Raw genomic sequence first — 25,489 nt, forward strand, 5'->3', positions numbered from 1 at the left:
TCACCACGCCACCGAGTAGTCGGGGTCGGATTCGGCCTTCCGGGGTGGGTACACCTGTTTCACCCGTCCGTTCTGGATCTGCATGAGCACGGCAGCGGAGTTGACGTTCTCGCCGTCGCGTCCGAATCGGACCGGACCGTCGCCCACCGTCAACGGATCCACCTTGACCTTCGCGATGGCGTTGCGGACCGCGACCGGATCGGTGCTGCCCGCGTGTTCAACACCGGCGGCGATGGTCTGCACCGCGTCGTACGCCAGTACCGCACCGGTTCGCATCGGTGCGCCGTACCGGCGCTGGTACTCCTCGCGCAGTTGCCGGGTCTCGGGGTTCTGCGCGTCGAAGTGATAGTTGGTACTGAAGTAGTTCTCGCCGATCGGCCCTGCGTCGGAGACGAACTTCGGCTGGTCGTAGGCACCGTTCGACACTCCCCACACGGCGTCGAGATCGGGTTTGACCGCGTTGATCGCCTGCGCGATGAGCAGGCTGTCGCTGTAGTAGCCGGACACCGCCAGCACGTCGGCACCGGAGGCCTTCACCTGGGTGATCTGGGAGGTGAAGTCGGAGGCCGTCGTGGCGTCGTAGCTGATCCGCGGTGCGACCTCCAGGCCCAGATCCGTGGCGGCCTCGGTGAACGCGTCGGCCGCGCCGGTTCCGAAGTCGGTCTGCTCGTGCATGATCGCGACCTTGCGCACCGGTTTGCCCGCCTGCTCCGACACCTTCGTGAGGAACTCGGCGGCCGACGTCGCGATCGCCCCGTTGCCCGGTTGCACGCGGAACGAGTAGCGGTAGCCGTGCTGGAAGATCTCGTCGGCGGCGGTCACGTCCATCACGAACGGGACCTCGTTACGTTCGGCGACGACGGAGACGTTGCTGCTGACCGAACTCTGGTAGGTGCCGACCAGACCCACGGCACCGCCGGAGATCAGCCGTTGCGCCTCGCTCTGGCCGATCTCGGGTTTGCCCTGGGTGTCGGCGGTGGTGAGCTGGACGTCGCGGCCGCCGAGAGACGCGATGCCGCCCGCCTCGTTGATCTTTTCGACGGCGAGTTGCGCTCCGCGCCGCATCTGCAGCCCGTCGACGGCCATCGACCCGCTCACGGGATGGAGTGCCCCGATCCGCACGGGGCCGCTGCCGCTGCCCGCGGCGTCCCCCGCGGCACCGGACGGCGCGGAGCCCCCGCAGCCCGCGGTGACGAGCAGCAGGCCCGTACTCGCAGCCGCGATCAGCTTGCGAACGATCATCTCTGATCCTCTGTCCCTGATCGATGTTCCGCTTGGAGAAACATCATTCCGACGTTGGGCCATCGTGACACCGACCGCATGCACAGGTCAATAACTACGCATAACTTGACCGACAGCGATGAACAGTGCGAACTTGGTGACCAGGGGGAAGCATCACTCGCGAAACACAGCGTTTTCGTTGTTCCTCTAAACGAAACGCGAGACGGAAGGCAGGTACCGCCCCATGACGGGCGCATTGTCGGGAATCCGCGTCCTCGACGTGGCCACGCTGTTCGCAGGCCCACTGGCAGCCACCACGCTCGCCGACTACGGCGCCGAGGTCATCAAGATCGAGCACCCGAACGGCGACCCGGTCCGCAACCACGGCGCACAACGCGACGGCGTCGGCCTCTGGTGGAAGTTGCTGGGACGCAACAAGAAAGCCGTCACGCTCTACCTGGGCTCACCCGAGGGGCAGGCGATCTTCCGCGAGATGGTCGCCGACGCCGACGTGGTCATCGAGAACTTCCGGCCCGGCACGCTCGAACGATGGGGCCTCGGCTACGACGAGCTCCGCGCGATCAACCCGGGGATCGTGCTCACCCGCGTCACCGGGTTCGGCCAGATCGGCCCGTACGCCAAGCGCCCTGGTTTCGGCACGCTCGCCGAGGCGATGAGCGGATTCGCCGCGATCACCGGGGAACCGGACGGGCCGCCCATGCTCCCGCCGTTCGGCCTCGCCGACGGCATCGCTGCACTGGCCACCGCGTTCGCCGTGACGACGGCCCTGCGCGCACGGGACCACACCGGGCAGGGGCAGGTGGTCGACATGGCGATCATCGAGCCGATCCTGACGCTGCTCGGCCCGCAGATCATCGCCTACGACCAGCTCGGTGTCCTCCAGGAGCGCACCGGGAACCGGTCGAGCAACAACGCGCCACGCAACACCTACCGCACGAAGGACGGCAGCTGGGTCGCGATCTCCACCAGCGCCCAGTCCATCGCCGAGCGCGTGATGCGCCTGGTGGGCAGGCCGGAGTTCATCGACGAGCCGTGGTTCGCCAGTGGCGCCGAACGCGCCAAGCACGCCGACGAGCTGGACGAGGCCGTGGGCTCGTGGATCGCCGCGCGCGAGCGCGACGAGGTGATCGCCGAGTTCGAGAAGGCCGAGGCGGCGATCGCGCCGATCTACACGGCCGCCGACATCGTCGAGGATCCGCAGTTTCAGGCGCTGGGCACGATCGCCACGCTGCCCGACGACGAGCTCGGTCCCGTCCGCATGCAGAACGTGCTGTTTCGGATGTCCGACACGCCCGGCTCCATCGAGTGGACCGGAGCGCCCGTCGGTGCACACAACGACGAGGTGCTCGGCCGGTACGGCGTGACCGCCGAGCGGATGGAGCAGCTGCGCGAGAAGGGCGTGGTCCGGTGACCGCCCCGGTGCGGTCGTGGCTCTACGTGCCCGCCGACCGCCCTGAGCGCGTCACGAAGGCCTTCGCCTCCGACGCCGACGCCGTGATCCTCGACCTCGAGGACGCCGTCGCCCCCGACGCCAAGGATCGGGCGCGCCGGCACGTGCTCGAGACGTTGGCCTCCCTGGCCTCGCTCCCCGACCGGCGGCGCGCCTACGTCCGGATCAACGCCCCCGACAGCCCGCACGCCACGGCCGACCTCGCGGCGCTGGCCGGCGCCGACCCGGCGGGGGTGCGCGTCCCCAAGTGCGAGGAGCCGGAACAGCTGCGCCGTATCGCCGACACGCTCGGCACGGCCGTGTACCCGGTGCTCGAGTCCGCGCTCGGTGTGGAGAACGCCTACGCGCTCGCCACGGCCCATCCGTCGGTGGCCGGCATCTCGCTCGGCGAGGCCGACCTGTCCGCCGACCTCCGTGTGACCACGAGCGAGGCGCTGGCCTGGCCCCGGTCGCGGGTGGTCGTCGCCGCCCGGGCCGCGGGGTTGCCGAGCCCACCCCAGAGCGTGTGGACGGCGGTACGCGACCTGGACGGCCTGCGCGCCGACACCGAGAACGGCCGCAGGGCGGGCTTTTTCGGCCGGTCCGTGATCCACCCGGCACAGCTCCCCGTCGTCCACGAGGCATGCCGCCCCGATCCGGACGACGTGGCATGGGCACGGTCGCTTGTGGACACCGTGCGCGAGACGGGCGAGGCGGCGTGGGTGGACTCCACGGGCCGTTTCGTCGACAAGGCGGTCGTCGAGCGAGCGCTGTGGCTGCTCGCGGCCGATGAGGACCCGAACGTCAAGGAAGGCCAGACGTCATGACACGTTCCCAGGACCCGCTGCTGTCCGCCGTCGCAGGCGGCGTGCGGCTGTTCGAACTCGGGCAGCCGTTCTTCACGGGCATGCCCTGTTCGCCGAACCACCCGGGGTTCCGGATGACCCTGATCCGCAGGCACGGCGACATGGAACGGCCCGACGGCGGGTCGGCCGCCAACGAGATCATCGTGACCGGTGGTCACGTGGGCACCCACATCGACGCCCTGTCCCACGTCAGCCACTGCGGTGAACTGCACGGCGGTGTCGACGCGGCCGAGGCACAGCAGGGCGGCACGTTCACCACCCACGGCGCCGAGAACCTGCCCGGCCTGCTGCGCCGCGCCGTGCTGCTCGACGTCGCCGCCGTGCACGGGGTGCCCACGCTGCCCGCGGGCTACGGCGTGACCGCCGACGACCTGGCCGAGGCCGCGAAACTCGCCGACGCCGAACCGGACCGGGGCGACGTGGCGCTCGTGCGCACCGGCTGGGCGCGCAACTTCGGCGACCCGGTCACGTACATGGGCAAGGAGACGGGCGTGCCGGGCGTGACCGTGGAGGCGGCGCAGTGGCTGGCCGAGCGCGGCATCGTGGCCACGGGCGCAGACACCACTGCCTACGAGCAGATCCCCGCGGGTGCCGGACACGCCGTGTTGCCCGTGCACCGGGTACTGCTCGTCGAGTCCGGGATCTTCATCATGGAACACCTCAACCTCGAGGACGTCGCGGACGCGGGCGTGCGGGAGTTCACCTTCCTGCTCGCCCCACTGCGCATCACGGGCGGCACCGGGTCGCCGATCCGTCCGCTCGCGGCGGTGAGCGCATGAGCACGCTCGTTCGCCGGCTCGCTGAGCTGGCCACCACCACCCGCGAGCACGGCCTGCCCACCGATCTGCGGGACGACGTCGCCCGGCGGGTCCTCGACGTGCTGGGCAACAGCCTCGCCGCGACGTCCGAACCACCCGCCCGAGCCGTCGGCGAACTCGTGCGCGAGTGGGGCGGCGCGGGGCGGGCCACCGCGATCGGCGGCGGCCTCCTGCCCGAACCGAGCGCCGCCCTGATGAACGGCACGCTCGCCCACTCGCTCGACTTCGACGACACCCACCTCCCCTCGGTGCTGCACCCGTCGGCCTCGGTGGTGCCCGCGGCACTGGCCGTCGCGGAGTCGCGGGGCGCCGACGGCGCGGCCCTGCTCGACGCGATCGGCGTCGGGGTCGAGGTCGCCGTCCGGCTCGGGATGGCCGGGTACGACTCGGAACTGGGCAACTCGGTGTTCTTCGAGAACGGCCTGCACGCCACGGCCATCTGCGGTGCCGTCGGCGGCGCCGTCGCGGCCGCCATGCTGTCCGGTGTGGACACCGACGGGATCGCCGATACGGTCGGGATCGCGGCGAGCATGGGCTCCGGACTGCTCGAGGCGAACCGCACCGGCGGCACGGTGAAACGGATCCACTGCGGTTGGGCGGCCCATGCGGCCGTGACGGCGGCAGGGCTGGCGCGCACCGGCATCACCGGACCGCCCACCGTCCTCGAAGGACGGTTCGGCATGCTCCAGGCGTTCTGCGGTGACCGGGTCGACCTCGACGCCCTCATGTCCGGTCTCGGTGAGCGGTGGGAACTGCCGACCATCTTCTTCAAGCCCTACCCGTGCAACCACTTCACGCACGCGGGGATCGACGCGGCGCTTCGGCTGCGCGAACGCGGCGTCGACCCCGCGGCCGTCGAGCGCATCGAGCTGGGCGCGCCCACGGCGGTGTTGCGCACGATCGGCCAGCCGCCCGAGGAGAAGGCGGTGCCGAAGTCCGGCTATCACGCGGCGTTCTCCGGTCCGTACACCGTCGCGGCCGCGTTGCTGGGCGGGGGCGGGCTCGGGGTGTTCCACGAGGACTTCACCGACGACGCCGCGGCCGATCCGGCACGGCTCGCGCTCGCCGCGAAGGTCACGTGCGTCCCGGACGCCGAGTGCGACGGCATCTTCCCGCACCAGTTCCCCGCGGTACTGCGGGTGCGGTTGGCCGACGGCACCGAGCTCACCGAGCGCGTGAACGCCAACCGCGGCGGGCACGGCAATCCGCTGTCGGCGGAGGAACTGGCGACCAAGTTCCGGCTCAACGCGACCAGGGCCGTGCCGGCCGAGCGGACCGAGCGGATCACCGAGCTGACCTACGGCCTCGCCGAGCTCTCCGACCTCGGCGTGCTGACGTCACAGCTCACCGGCGCCTGAAGACGGACTTGCGGGCCCCGACTGGGCCCGCAAGTCCCGGCACGGGCCTCAGCGGGCGGGGCGGGTGCGCGCCACGATGCGCCGGGCCCGTTCGACGACGGGGCGGTCGACCATCTCCCCGTCGACCAGCACCGCACCGGTGTCCTCGCCGTCGACGGCGTCGAGGATCCGCCCGGCCCAGGCCAACTCCTCCTCGGTCGGGGCGAACGCCGCGGCGACGAGCGGGAGCTGGCTCGGATGGATGCAGAGCTTGCCGCCGAATCCCCACGCCAGCGCCGTTTCGGCGGCGCGGGTGACGGCCGCCGGGTCGCTGATCGCCGTGGTCACCCCGTCGACGGGCTGCGGCAGTCCCGACGCGGCCGACCAGCGGACGAGGTCCGACCGCGCCGCGTCGAGCGCGGCATCGGCCGTGACTCCGAGGTCGAGGGCCAGGTCGATGTTGCCGAACAGCAGGCGCACGGTCTCGTCGGCGGCGGCGATGTCCGGCAGGCCGATGAGTCCCCGCGCGGTTTCGACGAGCGCGAGCACGGGCCTTCCGCTCGCCTCGGCCGCGGCACGCACGTCGTCGGCGCTCTCGGTCTTGGGCAGCACCACGGCGGTGGGTGCCAGCTCCCGGCACGCGGCGAGGTCCTCGGCGCTCTCCGCGCTGCGCAGGTCGTTGACGCGGACGACGAGTTCGGGCCCTGACCCGGATTCCGGGCGTGGCCAGTGGGCCGTCAGCTTCTCCCGTGCCAAAGGCTTGTCGGCCGGGGGCACGGCGTCCTCGAGGTCGATCACCACCGCGTCGGCACCCGACGCCATCGCCTTCTCGAACCGTTCGGGCCGGGATGCCGGTACGAACAACCAGCTCACGGCCGCCGCCAGTCGCGCGGGCTCGCCCATTGCCACGTCCTCCTCGATGAGTCCGACGCGATACAACCACGCACGCCGGCCGCCCGGAAGGACACCGGCGTGTGCGATCACCCACCGGCCCGGGCGGCCCAGTCGATGTGGTGGTCGTAGGTCCAACCCCCGCCGGTGGGCGGACGCCGCTGCCAGTCCAGCAGCCTGCGACCACGATCGCGCAGCGCGCGAAGCCTGCGGCGCAGCGGGTGGTGGGCGCGGCTCGTACCCAATCTGCCCCGCGCGACGACGGCTTCGACGCGGCTCCTGCGCAATCGTTCGAACACGGCGAACGCCTCCGCGGGCACCGGGTGATCGCGCAGGCACCGGGCGAGTTCGACGCCGTCCTCGATGGCCAGTGCGGCACCCTGCTCCGAGGCGGGAGGAGCCACGTGCAGGGCGTCGCCGAGGAGCACCGTCCGGCCGGTCGACCACCGCGGCAGGTGGTCGAGGGCGTGGTCGTCGAAGGACAGGATGCGCTCGGAGGCCCGCACCAGATCGGCCGCGAACGTCCCTTCGGCGAACCACGGCAGCAGCTCGGTGCGCAGGCCGTCGACGTCCCGTGGCCCGGTGCCCCGCGAGGCCGGTTCCGGGGCCGGCAGACTCGTGAACCAGAAGCATCCGCCGGAGAGGCTGTCGCGCGTGGCGGCCAGGAACGCCTTCGGCCCGAGGTAGGACCGGAGCACCTCCGGAGGCGGGGGCTCACGCGGAGGGTCGGCGGCGAAGCCGTACACCGTCCGGGTGCCGAGGCGTTGCGGCGCGGGCGCCTCCGCGTCGATCCGCCTGCGCACCAGCGAATGCACCCCGTCGGCACCGACGAGGACGTCACCGTGCACGGTCTGCCCACCTTCCAGGACAGCCGTCACGGGCCCGCCGGAGGCGTCACCACCGGATTCGTGGACGTCGCATACCCGGACGCCGTGCCGGAAGACCGCTCCGCGATCGCGTGCCACCGCCCTGAGCCGCGCGGCCAGTTGCGACCAGTGCAGCACCCGCGGCAGTCCTCGGTCGGAGGCCGGATCGGCGGCGAGGGCGTACCCGACGCGGGCGCCGTCCGCGCCGATCCGCTCAGTCCGGACCAGCGGGAACGAGCCGGCCAGGATCGTCTGGTGCGCGTTCACGGCCCGCAGCGCGTCCATCCCGTTCGGGTTGATGCGGACGACGGCGCCGGAATCGTCGTCGGCGGGCCGGGCGTCGAGCACCGTCACGGCGATGCCCGCCGTGCGCAGCGCCAATGCCGCCGCGGTACCCGCGATGCCTCCGCCGACGATCACCACGTGCTCGGCCACGACGCTCCTTCCGCAGGGTTCCGGTACTCGCCCGCCGCCGACGATACGACGGCGACACGACGACGCGGGGGTGCGACGCCGGCGTGGCATCGCACCCCCGCGTGGGAGTTCGAGTTCCGATCAGGACTCGGTGTCGACCGCCTGGAAGGTCGCGTAGCGGTCCGGGGTGTAGAAGATCTCGCCGCCGTCACCGGCGATCACGCGATCCTCGGCGCCGGCCTCGAACAGCTGGTAGTAGCCGGCCTCGCAGTCCGGCAGCACGCCCTCACGGTTCTCGTAGGTCGTGCCGGTCGCCCCGCCCTGCGCGTCGGCGACGGCGTCCTGCGCCTCGGCCGGCAGCGACGACAGCGCGACCGACTCGAGGCCCGAGGTGTCACCGCATTCGGGCGCGGGTTCCGGGTCGGGCGATCCGCCGCCGTCGCCGGTCTCGATCAGGGTGAAGCTCTCGTAGTGGTCGGAGGTGTAGAAGTACTCACCGCCGCTACCGGCGACGATGCGCCGAGCGCCACGGTGGTCGAGACCGGGCGTCTCGACGGTGTACTCGTGGTAGTAGCCCTCCTCGCAGTCGGGCAGGATCCCTTCCCGGTTCTGGAAGACGGTGTCGTCCTCCGGATACGGGTACGGGCCGTCGCTCTGGATGAGGTCGTAGGTGTCGGTCGCCTCCGGGGGCAGCTCGCCCAGCGGCGTGGTGTCGAACCCGGAGGTGTCGCCGCATTCCGCCTGTGCGACGGCCACGGGTGCCGGCTCGGCGCCGACGGCCGGTGCCGTCAGGCCGAAGCCGCCCGCGAGCGCCACGAGCAGACCGAGGAGCATGGTCACGATGCGTGATCTGTGGTTGCCCATGCGCGGACGGTAGCTCGCGGGTGTGACAACGGCCTAGACCGAAAATGAACGATTCACCGAATACCCGACGAAGGTGTCATCGCCTGACCACTGGGTCCCCGTCCGGACCGGGAGGCAGTTCGAGGGTCAGCAGGTGGTAGCTCAACGTCTTGCCGTGGCCGTCGAGCGTGGCCGAGCCGGTGACGCCACCGCCGAGCACTCCCGGGATCCGGAACACCAGCGCGGGCAGGCCGGGCACGACGTGCCGGTGCACCGGCCCGGTCACCAGCGGCGCGAAATGGCCGCCGACCGCCTCGGCGGTGAGCCGCTCGCGCAGGATCCCGAACTCCTCGTCGCCGCGCGGGAACACGGCGAGCATCAACGTGTCGCCCTTGTCGCCCGCGCGAACGTCGGCCAGGTCGTCGACGCGGATCGTCACAGCACCGTCACCACCGGACGCACGTCCTCGACAGGCAGCAGACACGAGCGGACCGCGACGATCTCCCTGTGTTCCCGGCGCGCTCCCCCACCACCGGCGGGACCGTTGGTGTACAAGGACTCCACCTCCCATCCGACGACCGACGCCGCTTCCTCCGCCGCGACCCGCGCCGCCACGCGCAGCCGCACCTCGACCGGGTCCACGGCCTGCGCGGCAGGTCCGCCGAGTCCACCGAGTCCGGCGAGTCCACCGAGTCCGCGGAAGGCGGCGCCCGCACCGATGTACTCCACCTCCACGGCCGTCTCGTCGAGACCGTGCACGGACACGAGCCGCTCGCGCACGATGTCGGCAGCCAGCCGCGCACGGTCCAGGCACCGCGGGCCCGCGTACGTGATCTGCCCTTCGCCGAGCCATCCGCCGCGGAATCCGAGCGTCACCTTCAGCGTGTCGGGCCGGGCCCGTCCCGTGGCCCCGCTCGCGACAACGCGGTCGGGTCCGGATTCGGTGAAGGTGACACCGCTGAAATCCGCGACGACGTCGGGCGTGACGTAGCCGCCCGGATCGTCCACTTCGTACAGCAGCTGTTCGCCGCAGGTTCGGGCGTCGAGCCGGCCGCCGGACCGGGCGAGCTTGCCGAACACCGCGCTGCCGTCCGGCCCGACGTCGGCGAACGGGAACCCGAGGTGGGCCGGGTCGGGCACCGGCTTGGTGAGCGGATCGGCGAAGTAGCCGCCGGTGAGCTGACCTGCGCACTCGAGCAGGTGGCCCACGAGGGTGCCCCGGCCCAGGAGGGTGGGGTCGCCGCGGTCCCAGCCGTGTTCGTGCAGCAGCGGTCCGAGGTACAGCGCGGGGTCGGCGACCCGGCCGGTCACCACCACGTCGGCCCCGGACGCGAGCGCCTGCGCCACCGGCTCGGCGCCGAGGTAGGCGTTGGCCGAGATGAGCTCCTCGCCGATCTCCGACAGCCGTGTGCCCGTCTCCCACACCCGGGGATCGCGGCGGCGCACGGCGTCGAGGACGTCGTCGCCGGTCACCGTCGCCACGCGGGACGGCAGGCCCAGTTCGCGGATCACCTCTGCGGCCCTGACTCCTGCGGCCTCCGGGTTCGCCGCGCCGGAGTTGGTGACGACCGTCGTGCCCGCGTCCCGGCAGTGCGGCAGCACGGCCCTGAGGCGGGCGGCCAGCAGCGGGTCGTATCCGGCGTGCGGATCGGCCAGCCTGCGGGTGTGTCCCGCCGCGACGGTCCGCTCGCCGAGGCACTCGAACACCAGGTAGTCCAGCGCGCCGTGCTGGGCGAGTTCGACGGCGGGATCGATGCGGTCGCCGGCGAATCCGGCACCCGCGCCGAGCCGCACGGTACGGCCGGCGCTCATGCCGCCCACACCGGGATGGCTCCGGTCGCGAACGCGACGGCCAGCATGACCAGACTCGTGATCCACGCCCAGCCGAGCAGACGTCGGATGTGCTTGCCGATGTCCACGCCGGCCAGTCCCACGAGCAGGTAGAACGCCCCGGTCAGCGGGCTGATCGGGAAGCCGAGTGTCTCCTCGCCGATCAGGGCCGCCTGCGCGAGGTCGGCGGCGTTGATCCCGAACTGCTCGCCGACCCCGTTCAGCACGGGCAGCACGCCGAAGTAGAACGCGTCCGGGCCGAACACGAGGCTCAACGGCACGCCGAGCACGCCGATGACCAGTGGCAGCGCGGGCGCGAGTCCGGACGGGATCGCCTCGGCCGCCGTGGTGGCCATGGCCTCGATCATGCCGCTGGCCTCGAGGATGCCCAGGAACACGCCGGCGGCCAGCAGGGTCGTGGCCATCAGCATCGCGCCCTTCGCGTGCGCCTCGATGCGCGCGGTCTGCCGCGCGAGCCCCGGGTAGTTCACGATCAGCGCCACGACGAGGCCTGCCAGGAACACCGCCTCGGGCGTGGCCACGGCCGCGACGAGACATCCGACGACCGCCACGGTGAGTACGACGTTGAACCAGAACAGCCGCGGCCGCCGGAGGTCGCCGGCCTCGTCGCCGTCGGTGTCCGCGTCACCACCTGCCGCGCCACCTGCCGCGTCACCACCTGCCGGGTCGTCGGCGGGTGCGTCGGGGCTCTGCACGCTCGGCGACGAGGCGGAGGTTCCACCCGCGGCGATCGTCGCCGGCTGCTGCACCAGGCCGATGCGTTTGCTCTCCCGTTTGCCGAGCAGCCACGCAATGACGAGGGCGACGACGACCCCGGCGATCTGCGCGGGGATCAGCGGCACCCACAGTTCGTTGGCCGGAACCCCGGACGTCGACGCCGCGCGTGCCGTGGGCCCGCCCCAGGGCAGCACGTTCATCACTCCCGCGCCGAGGCCCACGCACGTGGTGAGCAGCAGCCTGCTCATGCCGAGCCGGTCGAAGATGGGCAGCATCGCCGGGATGGTGATGAGGAAGGTCGTCGCACCCGCGCCGTCGAGGTGGGCGGCGCAGGCCAGGGCGGTCGTCGCCGCGCACACCGTCGCGGGCGAGTCCCCGGCGAAGCCGACGATCCTTCTGATCACCGGGTCGAACATGCCCGCGTCGCGCAATACCCCGAAGAAGGCGATGGCGAACACGAACATGGCGGCGGTTCCGGCGACGTCCGCGATGCCCTCCCCCGCGAACTCGCCGATCTCCGCCGGCGCGAACCCAGCCACCAGCGCGGCGACGATGGGCACGCCGGCCAGTGCCACCACGGCGGCCACCCGGTTGGTCAGCAACAGCGCCAGAATCACGCCGACGGTCGCAAAGCCCAGCAAAGACAACATTGTCCCGGACCTCTCCACGTTGCACGGTCGCCGCAGAGTCTGGGGCAGCCGCCGTCTAGCGTCCAGCATTGATTCCGCATAGATTGATGTGCTGTGAGCATAGACCTCTCGGTGCGGCATCTGCGGGTCGTCGTCGCCGTGGCCGATGCGGGCGGGTACAGCGCGGCGGCCCGGACGCTCCACATCGCACAGTCCTCTTTGAGCAGAGCGGTGCTCGAGGTGGAACATCGCGTCGGGGTGTCGTTGTTCGAACGCACGACGCGGCAGGTGCGGCCGACGGTCGAGGGTGCGGAGTTCCTGCGGCTGGCGCGGCGCCTGCTGGCCGATTTCGACGCCGCGTTGAACCATTTCGAGGGCTATCTCGCGGGCACGCGTGGTGCGGTGACGATTGCGGCGCTGCCGTCGTTGGCGGGCAGCATGGTGCCGTCGGTGGTGGCCGAACTGCGCAGGGAGCTGCCGGAGGTCACGGTGTCGGTGCGGGACGGGCTGTCCGACGAGGTGCTCGCGCGGGTGGTCGACGGCACCGCCGACATGGCGTTGACGGTGTCACCGACGGTTCCGGAGGGGTTGGCGACCACGAGGATCGCCGTGGACCGTTTCGTCTGTGTCTTCCCGCCCGGTCATCGGTTCGATCGGCGGAAACGGGTGAGCTGGCGCGATCTGGCCGGTGAGCCGTTCGTGGCCTTCGACCACAGCACGAGTATCCGCGCCTACGTCGACCGCACCTTGGCCGACACGGGGGTGGAGGTCGGCCCGGTCACCGAGGCCCGCAACATCGGCGCTGTGGCCGGGTTGACCGCCGCGGGCCTGGGCGTGTCGATGGTGCCTGCGCTGGTGGTGCCGATGATGGGTTTCGCGGGGCTGCACCGGCGCGCGGTTGCGCCGGTCGTGGAACGCGACATCCGCCTCGTCCACGATCCGGCGCGCCCGCTGTCCCGGCCCGCCCGTGCCCTGCGGGACACCCTGCTCGCCGCTGCGGATCGCGACCTGCCCCTGCCGACGGGGGCGCGCTGGGCGCCACGGCACTGAAGGCCCGGACCGCCCACGTGGTGCCGGGGGCAGGTCACGTGGCGGTGTAGCCGCCGTCGACGAGGTGGTAGCTGCCGGTGACGAAGCTGGCCGCGTCGCTGGCCAGGAACGCGACCAGCTGGGCCACTTCGTCCGGGCGGGCCATCCTGCCCAGGACGTGTTTGGCCGCGAGGTCCTTCTGGGTGGCCTCGTCGAGCGCGGCCGCGACGGCGGGGGTCTGCACGAAGCCGGGGCCGACGGCGTTCACGCGGACACCCTGTGCGCCGTACTCGATCGCGGCGTTCTTGGTGAGGCCCTGCAGCGCGTGCTTCGTCGTGACGTACGCCGAGTTCCCCGCGAAGCCCACCGACCCGAGCATCGAGGACATGTTCACGATGCTGCCTCCGCCGTGCCCTGCCATCACCGGGATCTGGGCCTGCAGGCCGTGGAACACTCCGTCGAGATTGACGCCCAGGACCTTACGCCACTGGTCGAGCGGATACTCGGCCACGTTCGCAGCACCGCCACCGATTCCCGCGTTGTTGACGGCGATGCGCAGCGGCGCCAACCGCTCGGCCTCGGCCACGGCCTCCGCGTGGAAGTCCACATCGGATGCATCGCCCTGCAGTGCCACGGCGGTGGCTCCCTCGACCGTGAGTCGTTCCACCACGGCTCGCGCCGCCTCGCCGTCGAGGTCGGCGACCACGACGGCTGCGCCATTGGCCGCCAGCACCTCGGCCACGGCCTCGCCGATGCCGCTGCCGGCTCCGGTCACGATCGCCGATCGGTTCGCCACGTCGTAGGTGGCCATCATGCCTCCCATCCCCGGCGCCGCAGCGCCGGACGGTGTCGGTGTCCTGGGTGGGCCACCGGCCAGGCCGTTGCGCCCACCACACCCTGACGGGACAGGCGCGCGATCGCGACTCCCCTAACGGATGCCCCGTTCGGACCATGTGGCATCCGACGCCGAGGTGAGCCGGTTCCGGGAGGGCCGCTTGTCGTACGTCGCCCTAATACCTATTGTACAGGTATGTACAGGACTGATCAGGATCGTCCGGTGAGCTTCAGCAAGCGGGACCGGCTGGTGCACGAGCTGTCCCGGCAGATCCATGCGGGCGTGCTGACCCGTGGCGACCAGCTCCCCGCCGAGCACGAGCTCGCCCAGCGGTTCGAGGTCAGCCGCGGGACGGTACGCAGCGCACTGTCCGAGCTGCAGCGCCGCGAGCTCATCACCACGCAGACGGGCGTCGGATCGTTCGTCACGTTCGATGGCGTCGAACTGGACCAGACCGTCGGCTGGGCAACGGCCCTCACGCGCTCGGGTTTCGACGTCCGGGCGGAACTGCTCGACATCGAGAAGGCGACGGATCAGGAGTTGAGCACCCGTTTCGGGGTCGAGGAGTTCGTCGCCGTCCGCCGGCTCCGGCGCGACCGGGCTGCGGGACCGGTGTCCTACGAGGTATCCCTGCTGCCCGCGTCCGGCGAACTCGCGGACCTGCCACAACGCGGACTGGTCGACGACTCGCTCACCGCGACCCTCGCCGCGGCCGGACTACGCGCGGCGCGGGGAGAACAGTGGATCAGCACCGAGCCGCTGACCGCACACACAGCCGAACTGCTCGAGCGCAGGGAGGGCGAGTTGTTCCTCCGGGCGGCGCGGACCAGCACCGACTCCACCGGGGGACTCGTCGAGCACGTCATCAGCCTCCTGGACCCTGCTCGGTTCCAGTTCCACCTGACGTTCGGTACCGCATGAGCGGCGCAGATCTGCGTGACCGCGCGCTGGGCGCGTTCGAGGGTCTCGCGCTCGGTGATGCACTCGGCATGCCGACCCAGTCGATGTCCCGCGAGGCCATCGCCCTCCATTACGGACGGCTCGAGGGATTGTGCGACGCCGTCGAGCAGCAGCCCATCTCCCCCGGACTTCCCGCGGGCACGGTCACCGACGACACCGAACAGGCCGTCCTGGTCGCACGTCTGCTCGTTCAGGGCCGCGGCCGGATCGAGCCGCACGCGTTCGCCCGTGCGTTGCTCGACTGGGAGGCGGACATGGTCCGCCGGAACCTGGCCGATCTGCTCGGACCGTCGACGAAGCGAGCGCTGGAACAGCTCGAATCCGGGGTCTCCCCGGACGAGGCGGGCCGTACGGGCACGACGAACGGTGCAGCGATGCGGATCACGCCGGTCGCCATCGCGACGAAACCCGATCTCGAGCCGCTCCTGGACGCGGTCGTCGGCGCGAGCAGGCTCACCCACAACACGAGCCTCGGAATCGCCGCGGCCGCTGCTGTGGCGGCCGCGGTGTCGGCGGGGATCGACGGTGCGGACCTCGGTTCCGCGATGGACCATGCCGAACGCGCGGCCGCCGAGGGCGCCGCGCGGGCACCATGGGCGGCCGGCGGGGAGATCGCCCCGCGCATCCGCTGGGCCCGCGGCTGGGTGCGGTCCTTGGACGACGACACGCTGCCGTCGGCGGTCGCGGAGGTCATCGGCACGTCGGTGGCCGCACAGGAGTCCGTCGTGGCCGCGTTCGCGCTCGCCGAGGCCTTGGGTGACCGGCCGCTGGAGGCGTTGACGCTGGCTGCTCGACTCGGTGGCGATACCGACACGGTGGCCGCCGTCTGCGGAGCCATTCTCGGTGCCCGGCACGGGACATCGGGGTTGCCCACCGACCTCACCGCCGTGGTGCGGAAGGTCAACGATCTCGACCTCGGCGGTGTCGTCGAGGGACTTCTCGAACTGCGCCACAGCTGAGCGCACACAGCAAGGAGGCTGCCGTGAGCACTGCGACCGACGCCGGGGTCGACGAACCCGGCGAGGGTGTCCTCGAGACACGGGGCATCGAGCCGGTTCCCGAGGACGAACGCACCGGTCATCCGATGCAGTTGTTCTGGGTGTGGTTCGCCGCGAACATCTCGATCCTGGGATTGCCGCTCGGCGCGACCCTCGTGGCGATTCAGCACCTCGCGTTCTGGCAAGCCGTTCTCGTGGCGATTCTCGGCGCGGTCGGGTCGTTCGCGATCGTGGGAGTCATCTCGATCGCGGGACGCAGGGGCGGCGCTCCGGGACTGACGTTGTCGCGTGCGGTCTTCGGTGTCCGCGGCAACGCGGGTCCGACACTGGTGTCGTTGATCTCGCGGCTCGGCTGGGAGACGGTGAACACGACGACGGCGGCTTTCGCGTTGCTGTCGTTGTGCGCCATCGTGTTCGGCACGGAGGCGGGAGCGAAGAACGCTCCGGCGTTGACGCTCGTGTGCATCGGCGTGTTCGTCCTTGCCACCGTGGTGGTGTCGGGGCTCGGCCACCGAGTGTTGGTCGCGGTACAACGGTGGTCGACCTGGATCTTCGGCGCGCTGAACGTCGTCGTGGCCGGCAACCTCATCGCAACGGTCGACTGGGCCGCGGTCGGTGCAGCGCAGCCCGCGTCCGTCGGCGCGATGATCGCCGGGGTGGGGACGATCGCGGCGGGTACGGGTATCGGCTGGGCGAATGCGTCCGCGGACATGTCGCGTTATCAGCGGCCGTCGGTGCGCGCGGGGTCGCTCGTGGCGTCCGCGGCCGCCGGGGCGGGTATTCCGTTGGTGTTGCTGATCTCGTTGGGCAGCCTGCTGTCCGCGGGCGATCCCACGTTGGCCGAGGCCGGTGATCCGGTGGCCGCGATCCGCGACATGCTGCCTCCGTGGATGGCGGTTCCGTATCTGATCGCCGCGTTCGGTGGGTTGCTGTTGTCGAACCACCTGTCGGTGTACTCGGCGGGATTGACGACCCTGACGTTGGGCATCCGCACGAAACGGGTGTACGCGGTCGTACTCGACGTCGTCGTGACCACCCTCGGCGCCATCTACTTCATGTTGATCGCCGACAGCTTCTACACGCCGTTCATCGCGTTCATCAATCTGCTGGCGATTCCCACGACCGCATGGGTCGGCGTGTTCCTGGTCGACATGATGCGACGCCAACGATACGACGCGGCCGGCCTGATGGATCTGAGCCGGTCGAGTTCGTACTGGTACCGCGGCGGCGTCGAACCTCGCGCGCTCGGAGCGTGGGCGGTGGCGATCGTGGTCGGCTACCAGTTCATCGTCGCCGGGCCGCAGGGCGATGTGTGGTTCAGCGGTGTGTGGGCCGACAGTTGGCTGGGGCGTAACGGCTTGGGCTGGATCGTCGCGTTCGTCGTGGCCGGTGGGTTGTATGCGGCGCTCGGTGGTGCACGCGGAGGCCGGCCCACGAAGGAGGACGTGCGGTGACGGGCAGGCTGGTCCACACCGGACAGGTCATTCTCGACCTCGTCATGCGCGTCGACGCGTTGCCCGAGCCGGGTGGGGACGTGTTGGCCTCGGAGACGACGTTACTGCCGGGCGGCGGGTTCAACGTGATGGCCGCCGCCGCGCGGTCGGGGGCGCGGGTCGTGTACGCGGGCGCGCACGGCTCGGGTCCGTTCGGAGACCGGGTTCGGGCGGCCTTGCGTGGGGAGGGCGTCGGCCTGGCGGGCCCGCCAAGCGACGAGGGCGATACGGGCGTCTGTGTCGCGGTGGTGGACGGCTCCGGAGAACGTACGTTCGTCACGGGTAGCGGCGCGGAGGCCGGATTGACGGCCGAACGGCTCGCGCCGGTCGAGGCGGGCACCGGAGATGTTGTGTATCTAAGTGGCTACAGCCTGATGCACGGACCGAACCGGGCGGCGCTCAAGGGCTGGCTGCCGTCCGCGGCGGGTGCAACGGTGTTGTTGGATCCGGGCCCCTTGGGACCTCGGATCCCTCACGAGGTGCTCGATGCGACGTTGTCGCGGGTGGATGTACTGAGTGCCAACGCCCGCGAGGCGCGTGGTTTGACCGGCGCGCGGGATCTGTCCACGGCCGCGGCCACGCTCGCCGGCCGCCTACGTCCGTCGTCGACAGTCGTGGTGCGCGACGGTGCGGACGGGTGCCTGGTGGCGTCGGACGGAACGGTCGAGCGCATCCCGGGTTTCCCGGTCTCGCCGGTCGACACGAACGGAGCGGGAGACACGCATTGCGGCGTGCTGGTGGCGGAGCTGCTCGCGGGCTCGACGTTGGAGGTCGCGGCGCGCCGGGCGAACGCCGCCGCAGCACTGTCGGTGTTGCGCCGTGGCCCCGCGACGGCGCCGACCGCGAGCGAGATCGACGCGTTCCTCGCCGAGCGGTGACGCCGTCAACGGTGCGACGTTCTCGGCGGACGATTCGCATCAGAACGGTGGTGGTTCGTCCGTTGCCTGCGCCCGCGGGGTGAGGATCGGACTGCGGTGTCCGGTGTGGGTGGCTCCGCGTGGCGTGGTGATCGCGGTGGTCCCGTGGGTCGGGTCGTAGCGGGTGATCCAGCCGGGTGCGTTCTTGCGCCGGTGGTGTCGGCGGCAACGCGGTCCGGTGTTGTCGATGGACGTGCCGCCCTGGTGCGCCGCCCATTCGCGTTCATGATCGATGTCGCAGTGCCGCGCCGGCCTGTGGCACCACGGCACGGTGCACTCCCTGTCCCGCACCCGGACCAGTTCCCGCATCGTCGCCGACGGCCGCCGCCGGGTCCGGCCGAGGTCCACCGGGCCGCCGGTGGCCGGGTCGCAGATGACCTTGCGCCAGATGCTGGCCGTGTTGGTCATGATCTCCCGTGCGACCGGGCCGGGAACGGGTCCGTAGCCGTCGAGTTCGCAGCCGTTGTCGGTGATGGCGAGGGCCGCGTCGATGGGCATGTGCAGGTACACCTGTGCCGCAGCCTCCGGCACCGCCACACCGGGATCGTTGCCCAGCAACAGATCCGCAGCAATGTCCGCACGCAACTGATCCAACGTGCGAGTCTCGCCGTTGCGGCGAAGCCGCCTGGCCATGGAGTCCATCCGCGCATAACACGCCGACGCGACCTCGGACCGCAGATCCAGGGTCAGCCGGGACTGGGCGTGCTCGCCGTGCAGAAGCTCGACCTTTCGTCCCGCGTTCGCCTGCCGCGCACGGGCAGTCGCACCGCCGGGATCGATCTGATGCACCAACCGCGATACGTGCCGGACCATGTTGACCGGTTGCCATGTCGACACCGGAGCACGAGCCAGTTTCTCCGCCAACAGCTCATCCACCTCGCGAGCGTGCTCGTCGGACAACGGCGCGGTCACATGCAAGACCCGCCGGGCCCCGTAGGCATCCATCAGCCCGTCCCGCATCGCGACCAACACCCGAGGCATCCGCGTAGTCAGATCGAGCGCAGCGTGAATCCGGTTCTCGACCTCGCGAACCGACACCCGCAACTCAGGAGCCAACTCCTCAGCGAGCCCCGGAAGATCCTCCGTGTCAGCGGCAACGGAGGCGAGAAACTCCACCTCGTCGGCATCCAACCGCGCCCGCCGCTCACGCAGCACCCGCGCAGTGGACACCACATCCCCAGTACCATTCACAACCACAAATCTACCGCACACGTGTACGAAATACACCACACGATAGCGTGATGGTTCTTTTCGGCTAGGACCGGCATGTAGGTGCATGACAGTCGGCTGATCGGGGGTTTCCTCCGAGCGCTTTGCTCGGCACCGATGGCTGCCATGGCGCTGGTGAAGTCACGGGAGAGCGTGTAGTTCTTGGCATTGTCGCTGAGCACCTGCCGGATCGTGACGCGATGGTCGACGAAGAAGTCGGCGGCGCGCAACAGGTATCCGGCGCAGGTCGGACCCTTCTCGTCGCCCAGAATCTCGGCGTAAGCCAACCCGAGTGGTCGTCGACGGCGGCGTGGACGTGGTCGTAGCCCAGGCCGCGCTTGTGATGGGGACGTGTCCCGCGGCCGTGGGCCTTCCAACCGCCGCCGTCCGGGATCCGGCCGATCTTCTTCACATCGACGTGGATCAAGTCACCCGGAACCGGTCGTTCGTAGCGCAGGGTGGTTGTCTTCGACGCCCGGATCACCTGGCCGGTCAACGGATCGCAGTCTGCGAGCTTGGGCACCTTATGGCGGTGCAGAATCGCCGAGACCGTCCGCGGCGCGACACCGATCTCCGCTCCGATCCAGTCCTGCCCGCGGCGCTCCTTCCGACGCGTCTGCAGCACCAGCTGCTCGACCGCCGGTGGTGTCCGGTGTGGGCTGCGATGCGGTCGCGACGAGCGATCGGCCAGCCCGGCCGGCCCTCGGAACGGAAGGTCCTCCCATGACAAGCAGCGACACGTCACCAACGTCCCCGCCGAGTACGACTAGAACCGGCCGGAACCGGAACCACTGTTTGTGAAGGCCTCGGCGATCCTGATCGGGGCATCCTGTCCGTATCCGGCGCGTGCGGTGTCGTCGACCACGGAATGGATCGCGTCGAGCACCGGGGTGGAGACCTCGGAGCGAGCGAACGCCGACCGCAGATGCGCCAGGCTCGTCGACAGGGAGTCGATGGTCGCACTGTCCGAACCCGAGAAGCGTCCTGCGGCGAAGTCGGCGGCCAGACCGGGCAGCAGGTCCACGACGAGCTGGCTCATCGCGACGGCGTGCGGGACCAACTCCCCCACGTCGCGTCCTTCGGCACGGGCCAGCGCGAGCGCCTGGGCCAGGCCTGCGATCGACGTCCAGAACTGGGACAGCAGGGCCACGTCGAAGGTTGCCGCTGCCGCGACGTCGGCGCCGAGGTGGTGGGCCGTGCCCCCGAAGGCAGCCAGCAGATCGCGGTGGGTCTCGTACGCCTCCCGCGGGCCGGCGTACAGAATGCGGGTCGCCGCGGTCCCGATGCTGCCGGCAGTGGTCATGACGGCACCGTCCACGAGCGTGATGCCCAGCGCGTCGAGCTGAGCGGCCAGGTCGCGCGTACGGGCCGGGCTGTCGGCGGTGAGGTTCACCAGCGTCAGCCCGCTCGGGTCGCCACCGTCCTGGGTGGCCCGCTCCACGACCGAAGCGACCACGTCGTCGTCCAGCACACAGAACACCGCCACCTCGGCTCCGGCCAAGGCGTCGGCGGGAGACCCGGCGAGCGTGGCGCCCTTGGCGATCACCTCGCGTGCCTTGGCAGGGGTGCGATTCCAGACCGTGACGCGGTGACCTGCCTTGAGCAGGGCGCTCGCCAGGGCGCGTCCCATGGGTCCGAGCCCCACGACGGTCACGGCCTCCGAGTTCGGACCGGCGACGCTCTGCGGAGCTGTTCGAGAGGTCATGCCTGTTACGTTAGACATTGACGTCCACGTGAAGGTCAATCCTCGGCGGTGTGGGATGAGAATCGGTGAACTGGCCCGTCGAGCGGGCGTGAGCACGAGGACCTTGCGGTACTACGAGGAACAAGGGCTCCTGGAACCGTCACGACTCGCCAACGGCTACCGCTCCTACGGTGAGCACGACGTCGAGCAGGTCCGCCGGATCAGGTTCCTCCTCGCCGCAGGCATCAACACCGAGATGGCTCGTGAGGTGTTGCCGTGCATGGTGGACGACGAGGGTTTCCTCGTGCCGGCGTGTGCGGATCTCGTCGCCGAGTTCGAACGGGAGGAGACCCGCATCGCCGATCGCATCGCTGAGCTCGAATCCGCCCGTACCGCCCTCGCCGGCATCATCGCCGCCGCACACACCGCGCACCGGTAGCGGCGGCCGCTGCCACCCCTCCGACCCGGAACGCCACGGACCCGACGACTCGCCGGACGTTACAGAGGCGCGTTGTCGAGTGCTTTGAGGACCCGTTTCATGGAGACCGGGTAGGCGGTGCCGAGGGTCTGGGCGAAGAAGCTCACCCGGAGTTCCTCGATCATCCAGCGGATCTCGCGGAGTTCGGGACTGGGGTCGGCGCCGGTGGGCACCTCGGCGAGCACGGCGCGGTACTCGTCGCGTAGCCAGGCGATGTCGCGGAGTCGTTCGACGTCGCGTGCCGGGTCGCTGGGGAGCTTCTCCAGCCTGCGGCCGATGCCGCGGACGTAACGGGCCAGGTCGGGCAGCCGGTCGTAGCCGGTCTCGGTGACGAATCCGTCGTGGACGAGTTCGTCCAGGTGCGCGCGTGCGTCGGCGAGCGATTCGGCGATGGCCGGTCCGTCCATGTCGGACAGAGTCGCCTCGGTCTCGTGGTAGGCGGTGAGCACGGACTCGACCTCACGCAACACGGACAACACCGTCGGGTTCAGCCGCTGGCCGACGGCCTTCGTGAGCGCGACGAACGCCTCCTGCTCGCGCACCGGGCCGCCCGCCTCGGCGATCAACTTGTCGACCGCGCAGTCGACGCAGTCCTCGAGAAGACCCTGGACACTGCCGTGCGGATTGCGCGCCAGCACGAGTTTCGCCGTGTTGGACAGGTTGCGGTTGATGTACTTCATCGGCGACGGCAGGTTCAGCCGCACCAGTTTCCGCGTGCCCGTCCACATCGCCGCCGCCTGCTGTGCGGGCGTGTCCAGCATGCGCACGGCCACGGTCTCACCCTCGTCGACCAACGCCGGGTACGCCTTCACCGAGTGGCCGCGACGCCGGGCCTCGAACACCTCGGGCAGCTCGCCGAACGCGGGTGTGGTCAGTCCGGCGCGCTCGACGTCGTCGGCTGCCTTCGAGATCGTCTCCCGTACGCGGTCCCCGAGCTTGTCCCGCAGCGCCTCGAGGTCCTTGCCCTCGGCGACCGTGCGGCCCTTCTCGTCGACGATCCGGAACGTCATCCGCAGGTGGTCGGGAATCGTCTCGGGCTGCCACGCCTCGTACGGCACGGCGACGCCGCGCTGCCGTTCGAGTTCGCGGCCGAGCACGTCCAGCAACGGGCCTTCGGAGGGGTCCACACGCGACACCACGTCGCGTGCGGTGTCCGGCGCGGGAACGAAGTTGCGGCGCAACGACTTCGGCAACGATTTGATCAGCGCGGTGACCAGTTCCTCCCGCAGTCCGGGCACCTGCCAGTCGAAACCGTCCGCACCGACCTGGTTCAGCACCGCGAGGGGAATGTGGACGGTGACCCCGTCGGCGTCGGAGCCGGGTTCGAACTGGTACGTCAGCTTCAGCCGCAGCTCGCCCTGCACCCACGTGTCGGGATAGTCGGCGGCGCTGATCTCGTCCGAGCCGACGTTGATCAGCATCGTCTTCTCGAAGTTCAGCAGGTCCGGATCCTGCCGGCTCGTCTTCTTCCACCACGAGTCGAAGTGCCGCGCCGACACCACGTGCTCGGGGATGCGCTCGTCGTAGAAGGCGAACAACGTCTCGTCGTCCACCAGGATGTCGCGCCTGCGGGCCCGGTTCTCCAGATCCTCGACCTCGTCGAGCAACGCGCGGTTGGCGGCGAAGAATCGGTGCCGCGTGTCCCAGTCGCCCTCGACGAGCGCGTGCCGGATGAACAGTTCGCGCGAGGTCTCCGGGTCGATCCGCCCGTAGTTGACCTTCCTGCCCGCGACCAGCGGAATGCCGTAGAGCGTCACGCGCTCGTTCGCCATCACCGCGCCCTGTTTGCGTTCCCAGTGCGGCTCCGAATACGTGCGCTTGACCAGGTGCTGGGCGAGCGGTTCGATCCACTCCGGCTCCACCCGCGCGTTGACCCGCGCCCACAGGCGCGAGGTCTCGACGAGTTCGGCCGAGGCGATCCACCGCGGCTGCTTCTTGAACAGTGCCGAGCCGGGGAACACCGAGAATCGCGTACCGCGCGCGCCGAGGTAGTCGCCCTTCTCTGGGTCCTTGAGTCCCACGTGCGAGAGCAACCCGGCGAGCAGCGACGTATGGATCCGCTGCGCATCACCCGGCACGTCGTTCGGGGTGATGCCCAACGGCTTCAGCAGCTGGCGGAGCTGGGCGTGGACGTCCTGCCACTCGCGCACGCGCAGATAGTTGAGGTACTCGGCGCGGCACATCTTCCGGAACTGGTTGCCCGACAGTTCCTTCTGTTTGTCCCGCAGGTAGTTCCACAGGTTCAGGTACGCGAGGAAGTCGGAGTCCTTGTCGCGGAACCGCGCGTGTTGCTGCGCGGCGGCCTCCTTCTTGTCCGCGGGCCGTTCCCGGGGATCCTGAATGGACAGACCGGCCGCGATGATCATGACCTCGCGCACGCAGCCGTTGCGCGCGCCCTCCAGGATCATCCTGCCGAGGCGCGGATCGACCGGCAGTTGCGCGAGTTGTTTTCCGACGTCGGTGAGCTTGCCGCCGCCCGGTTCGAGCGCGCCCAGTTCCTGCAGCAGCTGCACACCCGCGGTGACCTGGCGGCGATCGGGCGGCTCGACGAACGGGAACGCGGCGATGTCGCCCAGTCCCAGCGACGTCATCTGCAGGATCACCGACGCCAGGTTCGTGCGCAGGATCTCCGGGTCGGTGAACTCGGGACGGGCGTCGAAGTCGTCCTCGGAGTAGAGCCGGATGCAGATGCCGTCGGAGGTGCGCCCGCACCGGCCCTTACGCTGGTTCGCCGACGCCTGCGACACCGGTTCGATGGGCAGCCGCTGCACCTTGGTGCGGTGGCTGTACCGCGAGATGCGGGCCGTTCCCGGGTCGACGACGTACTTGATGCCCGGCACCGTCAACGACGTCTCGGCCACGTTGGTCGCGATGACGATGCGCCTTCCGGTGTGCCGCTGGAACACGCGGTGCTGTTCGGCTGCCGACAGCCGCGCGTACAGGGGAAGCACCTCGGTGTTGGGCAGTTCGAGCGCGTTCAGCGCCTCGCTCGCGTCCCGGATCTCGCGTTCCCCCGAGGCGAACACGAGCACATCGCCCGGCCCCTCGGCGATCAGTTCGCGCACGGCGTCGACGATGGCCTGCGGCTGGTCGCGGTCCGGGTCCGCGTCGGGATCGTCCGGGTCGACCACGGGCCGGTAGCGCACCTCGACCGGGTAGGTGCGCCCGGACACCTCCAGCACGGGCGCGGGGGTGCCGTCGGGACGTGCGAAGTGCCGCGCGAACCGCTCCGGGTCGATCGTGGCGGAGGTGATGACCACCTTCAGATCGGGCCGCTTCGGCAACAGCTGCTTGAGGTAGCCCAGCAGGAAGTCGATGTTGAGGCTGCGTTCGTGTGCCTCGTCGATGATCAGCACCTCGTACTGGCGCAGCATGCGGTCGCGCGTGATCTCGGCCAGCAGGATGCCGTCGGTCATGACCTTCACGAGCGTCTCGTCGCTCGAGGTGTCGGTGAACCGCACCTTGTATCCGATGGCACCGCCCAGTTCGCTGCCGACCTCGGACGAGACGCGCTCGGCCACCGTGCGCGCGGCGATACGCCGCGGCTGCGTGTGCCCGATCTGCCCCCGAACGCCCAGTCCGAGGTCGAGGCAGATCTTCGGCAGCTGCGTCGTCTTGCCCGACCCGGTCTCGCCGGCGACGATCACGACCTGGTTGTCGCGGATCGCCTCGGCGAGGTCCTCGGCACGAGCGCTGACCGGCAGCTGTTCGGGATACGTGATGCGCGGTACCGCGGCCCTGCGCCTGCGCACCCACTCCTCGCCCGCGTCGATGTCGGCGGAGATCTCGGCGGCGATCTTCTCGGTCTTCGCCGGGGTGGCACCGCGCGCCTTGCGTGCACCGTCGATCCGGCGGCGCACACGGTGGGCGTCGCGCAGGGTCAGTCCGGACAGGCGCGAGCGCAGCTCATCGAGGGGGGAACGTGCAGACATACCGCCCACCAGCGTACCGGGCGGGCCGCGATCGACCGACGTGATTATCGG

General features: G+C 70.4%; 21 protein-coding genes and 1 pseudogene. 10 read left to right on the forward strand and 12 right to left on the reverse strand.

The annotated features are described in order from the left end of the window. Entirely contained in the window at window positions 1-1,242 is a 1,242-nt protein-coding gene (locus IF64_RS0105140; RefSeq protein ID WP_030530842.1) for an ABC transporter substrate-binding protein, read from the reverse strand. A 223-nt stretch (window positions 1,243-1,465) separates the two neighbouring features. Here IF64_RS0105140 and IF64_RS0105145 point away from each other — a divergent pair, with 223 nt between their 5' ends. The 4 genes from IF64_RS0105145 to IF64_RS0105160 are packed head-to-tail and all read left to right on the forward strand — an operon-like array spanning window position 1,466 to window position 5,713. Beyond that, window positions 1,466-2,653 carry a CaiB/BaiF CoA transferase family protein gene (locus tag IF64_RS0105145; protein WP_030530843.1) on the forward strand — a complete coding sequence of 396 codons (1,188 nt, stop codon included), beginning with the start codon at window positions 1,466-1,468 and terminating at the stop codon, window positions 2,651-2,653. Then, window positions 2,650-3,498: an HpcH/HpaI aldolase/citrate lyase family protein gene (locus IF64_RS0105150; protein ID WP_030530844.1), complete on the forward strand. Its 849-nt coding sequence runs from the start codon at window positions 2,650-2,652 to the stop codon at window positions 3,496-3,498. Before IF64_RS0105145 ends, IF64_RS0105150 begins: the two co-directional genes overlap by 4 nt. Then, complete coding sequence (locus IF64_RS0105155) at window positions 3,495-4,316, forward strand: cyclase family protein (RefSeq protein ID WP_030530845.1); 822 nt, start codon at window positions 3,495-3,497, stop codon at window positions 4,314-4,316. Before IF64_RS0105150 ends, IF64_RS0105155 begins: the two co-directional genes overlap by 4 nt. After that, complete coding sequence (locus IF64_RS0105160; RefSeq protein ID WP_030530846.1) at window positions 4,313-5,713, forward strand: MmgE/PrpD family protein; 1,401 nt, start codon at window positions 4,313-4,315, stop codon at window positions 5,711-5,713. Before IF64_RS0105155 ends, IF64_RS0105160 begins: the two co-directional genes overlap by 4 nt. Window positions 5,714-5,761: 48 nt before the next feature. On the opposite strand, the gene IF64_RS0105165 is transcribed toward IF64_RS0105160, so the two are convergent. From IF64_RS0105165 to IF64_RS0105190, 6 genes are all read right to left on the reverse strand, one after another. After that, window positions 5,762-6,595: an HpcH/HpaI aldolase/citrate lyase family protein gene (locus IF64_RS0105165; protein WP_030530847.1), complete on the reverse strand. Its 834-nt coding sequence runs from the start codon at window positions 6,593-6,595 to the stop codon at window positions 5,762-5,764. 77 nt (window positions 6,596-6,672) lie between these two features. Continuing rightward, the gene (locus IF64_RS0105170) at window positions 6,673-7,884 is read right to left on the reverse strand and encodes an FAD-dependent oxidoreductase (RefSeq protein WP_051757492.1); all 1,212 of its coding nucleotides are present in this window, start codon (window positions 7,882-7,884) and stop codon (window positions 6,673-6,675) included. Between the two features lie 120 nt (window positions 7,885-8,004). Beyond that, complete coding sequence (locus IF64_RS0105175) at window positions 8,005-8,727, reverse strand: ribonuclease domain-containing protein (protein ID WP_030530849.1); 723 nt, start codon at window positions 8,725-8,727, stop codon at window positions 8,005-8,007. A gap of 76 nt (window positions 8,728-8,803) precedes the next feature. After that, window positions 8,804-9,145, reverse strand: a complete 342-nt coding sequence (locus tag IF64_RS0105180) for an AtuA-related protein (RefSeq protein WP_030530850.1) — start codon at window positions 9,143-9,145, stop codon at window positions 8,804-8,806. Continuing rightward, entirely contained in the window at window positions 9,142-10,518 is a 1,377-nt protein-coding gene (locus IF64_RS0105185; protein WP_030530851.1) for an acyclic terpene utilization AtuA family protein, read from the reverse strand. Before IF64_RS0105185 ends, IF64_RS0105180 begins: the two co-directional genes overlap by 4 nt. Beyond that, complete coding sequence (locus tag IF64_RS0105190; protein ID WP_030530852.1) at window positions 10,515-11,924, reverse strand: CitMHS family transporter; 1,410 nt, start codon at window positions 11,922-11,924, stop codon at window positions 10,515-10,517. Before IF64_RS0105190 ends, IF64_RS0105185 begins: the two co-directional genes overlap by 4 nt. A 93-nt stretch (window positions 11,925-12,017) precedes the next feature. On the opposite strand from IF64_RS0105190, the gene IF64_RS0105195 reads away from it, so the two are divergent. Continuing rightward, window positions 12,018-12,953: a LysR family transcriptional regulator gene (locus tag IF64_RS0105195; protein ID WP_030530853.1), complete on the forward strand. Its 936-nt coding sequence runs from the start codon at window positions 12,018-12,020 to the stop codon at window positions 12,951-12,953. A 34-nt stretch (window positions 12,954-12,987) separates the two neighbouring features. Here IF64_RS0105195 and IF64_RS0105200 read toward each other — a convergent pair whose 3' ends face one another. Then, window positions 12,988-13,746 (reverse strand): SDR family NAD(P)-dependent oxidoreductase, encoded by a 759-nt coding sequence (locus IF64_RS0105200; RefSeq protein ID WP_246134735.1) that lies wholly within the window; start codon window positions 13,744-13,746, stop codon window positions 12,988-12,990. A 216-nt stretch (window positions 13,747-13,962) separates the two neighbouring features. Here IF64_RS0105200 and IF64_RS0105205 point away from each other — a divergent pair, with 216 nt between their 5' ends. The 4 genes from IF64_RS0105205 to IF64_RS0105220 are packed head-to-tail and all read left to right on the forward strand — an operon-like array spanning window position 13,963 to window position 18,096. Continuing rightward, entirely contained in the window at window positions 13,963-14,688 is a 726-nt protein-coding gene (locus IF64_RS0105205; RefSeq protein ID WP_030530855.1) for a GntR family transcriptional regulator, read from the forward strand. Continuing rightward, window positions 14,685-15,686 (forward strand): ADP-ribosylglycohydrolase family protein, encoded by a 1,002-nt coding sequence (locus IF64_RS0105210; RefSeq protein ID WP_030530856.1) that lies wholly within the window; start codon window positions 14,685-14,687, stop codon window positions 15,684-15,686. The genes IF64_RS0105205 and IF64_RS0105210 overlap by 4 nt, the downstream gene beginning before the upstream one ends. A 23-nt stretch (window positions 15,687-15,709) precedes the next feature. Further along, window positions 15,710-17,179 carry a purine-cytosine permease family protein gene (locus tag IF64_RS0105215; protein ID WP_030530857.1) on the forward strand — a complete coding sequence of 490 codons (1,470 nt, stop codon included), beginning with the start codon at window positions 15,710-15,712 and terminating at the stop codon, window positions 17,177-17,179. Next, complete coding sequence (locus IF64_RS0105220) at window positions 17,176-18,096, forward strand: PfkB family carbohydrate kinase (protein ID WP_030530858.1); 921 nt, start codon at window positions 17,176-17,178, stop codon at window positions 18,094-18,096. The genes IF64_RS0105215 and IF64_RS0105220 overlap by 4 nt, the downstream gene beginning before the upstream one ends. A 39-nt stretch (window positions 18,097-18,135) precedes the next feature. Here the strand turns inward: IF64_RS0105220 and IF64_RS0105225 are convergent, their stop codons facing one another. The 3 genes and pseudogenes from IF64_RS0105225 to IF64_RS0105235 all read right to left on the reverse strand — a co-directional run bounded on the left by IF64_RS0105225 (window position 18,136) and on the right by IF64_RS0105235 (window position 21,049). Then, window positions 18,136-19,326 (reverse strand): HNH endonuclease signature motif containing protein, encoded by a 1,191-nt coding sequence (locus IF64_RS0105225; protein WP_169741923.1) that lies wholly within the window; start codon window positions 19,324-19,326, stop codon window positions 18,136-18,138. A 137-nt stretch (window positions 19,327-19,463) separates the two neighbouring features. Next, window positions 19,464-20,047: pseudogene (locus IF64_RS26440) on the reverse strand (transposase family protein); the annotation flags it as partial. A gap of 63 nt (window positions 20,048-20,110) precedes the next feature. Then, on the reverse strand, window positions 20,111-21,049 hold the full coding sequence (locus IF64_RS0105235) for an NAD(P)-dependent oxidoreductase (protein ID WP_051757494.1): 939 nt from the start codon (window positions 21,047-21,049) through the stop codon (window positions 20,111-20,113). Between the two features lie 55 nt (window positions 21,050-21,104). Between IF64_RS0105235 and IF64_RS0105240 the strand changes: the two genes are divergently transcribed. Beyond that, window positions 21,105-21,467, forward strand: a complete 363-nt coding sequence (locus IF64_RS0105240; RefSeq protein WP_030530861.1) for a MerR family transcriptional regulator — start codon at window positions 21,105-21,107, stop codon at window positions 21,465-21,467. Window positions 21,468-21,526: 59 nt separating this feature from the next. Here the strand turns inward: IF64_RS0105240 and hrpA are convergent, their stop codons facing one another. Continuing rightward, a complete protein-coding gene (hrpA, locus tag IF64_RS0105245) occupies window positions 21,527-25,438 on the reverse strand; it encodes an ATP-dependent RNA helicase HrpA (RefSeq protein ID WP_030530862.1) in 3,912 nt (1,303 codons plus the stop codon). Between the last annotated feature and the right edge of the window lie 51 nt (window positions 25,439-25,489).

Source organism: Prauserella rugosa (assembly GCF_000719975.1).
Lineage (GTDB): Bacteria > Actinomycetota > Actinomycetes > Mycobacteriales > Pseudonocardiaceae > Prauserella > Prauserella rugosa.

Bases quoted from the DNA above. Each gene is read 5' to 3' on its own strand.
- IF64_RS0105185 (WP_030530851.1), bottom strand. From the start codon at position 10,518: ATGAGCGCCGGCCGTACCGTGCGGCTCGGCGCGGGTGCCGGATTCGCC.
- IF64_RS0105240 (WP_030530861.1), top strand. From the start codon at position 21,105: ATGAGAATCGGTGAACTGGCCCGTCGAGCGGGCGTGAGCACGAGGACC.
- IF64_RS0105160 (WP_030530846.1), top strand. From the start codon at position 4,313: ATGAGCACGCTCGTTCGCCGGCTCGCTGAGCTGGCCACCACCACCCGC.
- IF64_RS0105190 (WP_030530852.1), bottom strand. From the start codon at position 11,924: ATGTTGTCTTTGCTGGGCTTTGCGACCGTCGGCGTGATTCTGGCGCTG.
- hrpA (WP_030530862.1), bottom strand. From the start codon at position 25,438: ATGTCTGCACGTTCCCCCCTCGATGAGCTGCGCTCGCGCCTGTCCGGA.
- IF64_RS0105175 (WP_030530849.1), bottom strand. From the start codon at position 8,727: ATGGGCAACCACAGATCACGCATCGTGACCATGCTCCTCGGTCTGCTC.
- IF64_RS0105165 (WP_030530847.1), bottom strand. From the start codon at position 6,595: ATGGGCGAGCCCGCGCGACTGGCGGCGGCCGTGAGCTGGTTGTTCGTA.
- IF64_RS0105145 (WP_030530843.1), top strand. From the start codon at position 1,466: ATGACGGGCGCATTGTCGGGAATCCGCGTCCTCGACGTGGCCACGCTG.
- IF64_RS0105155 (WP_030530845.1), top strand. From the start codon at position 3,495: ATGACACGTTCCCAGGACCCGCTGCTGTCCGCCGTCGCAGGCGGCGTG.
- IF64_RS0105205 (WP_030530855.1), top strand. From the start codon at position 13,963: ATGTACAGGACTGATCAGGATCGTCCGGTGAGCTTCAGCAAGCGGGAC.
- IF64_RS0105140 (WP_030530842.1), bottom strand. From the start codon at position 1,242: ATGATCGTTCGCAAGCTGATCGCGGCTGCGAGTACGGGCCTGCTGCTC.
- IF64_RS0105210 (WP_030530856.1), top strand. From the start codon at position 14,685: ATGAGCGGCGCAGATCTGCGTGACCGCGCGCTGGGCGCGTTCGAGGGT.
- IF64_RS0105200 (WP_246134735.1), bottom strand. From the start codon at position 13,746: ATGATGGCCACCTACGACGTGGCGAACCGATCGGCGATCGTGACCGGA.
- IF64_RS0105235 (WP_051757494.1), bottom strand. From the start codon at position 21,049: ATGACCTCTCGAACAGCTCCGCAGAGCGTCGCCGGTCCGAACTCGGAG.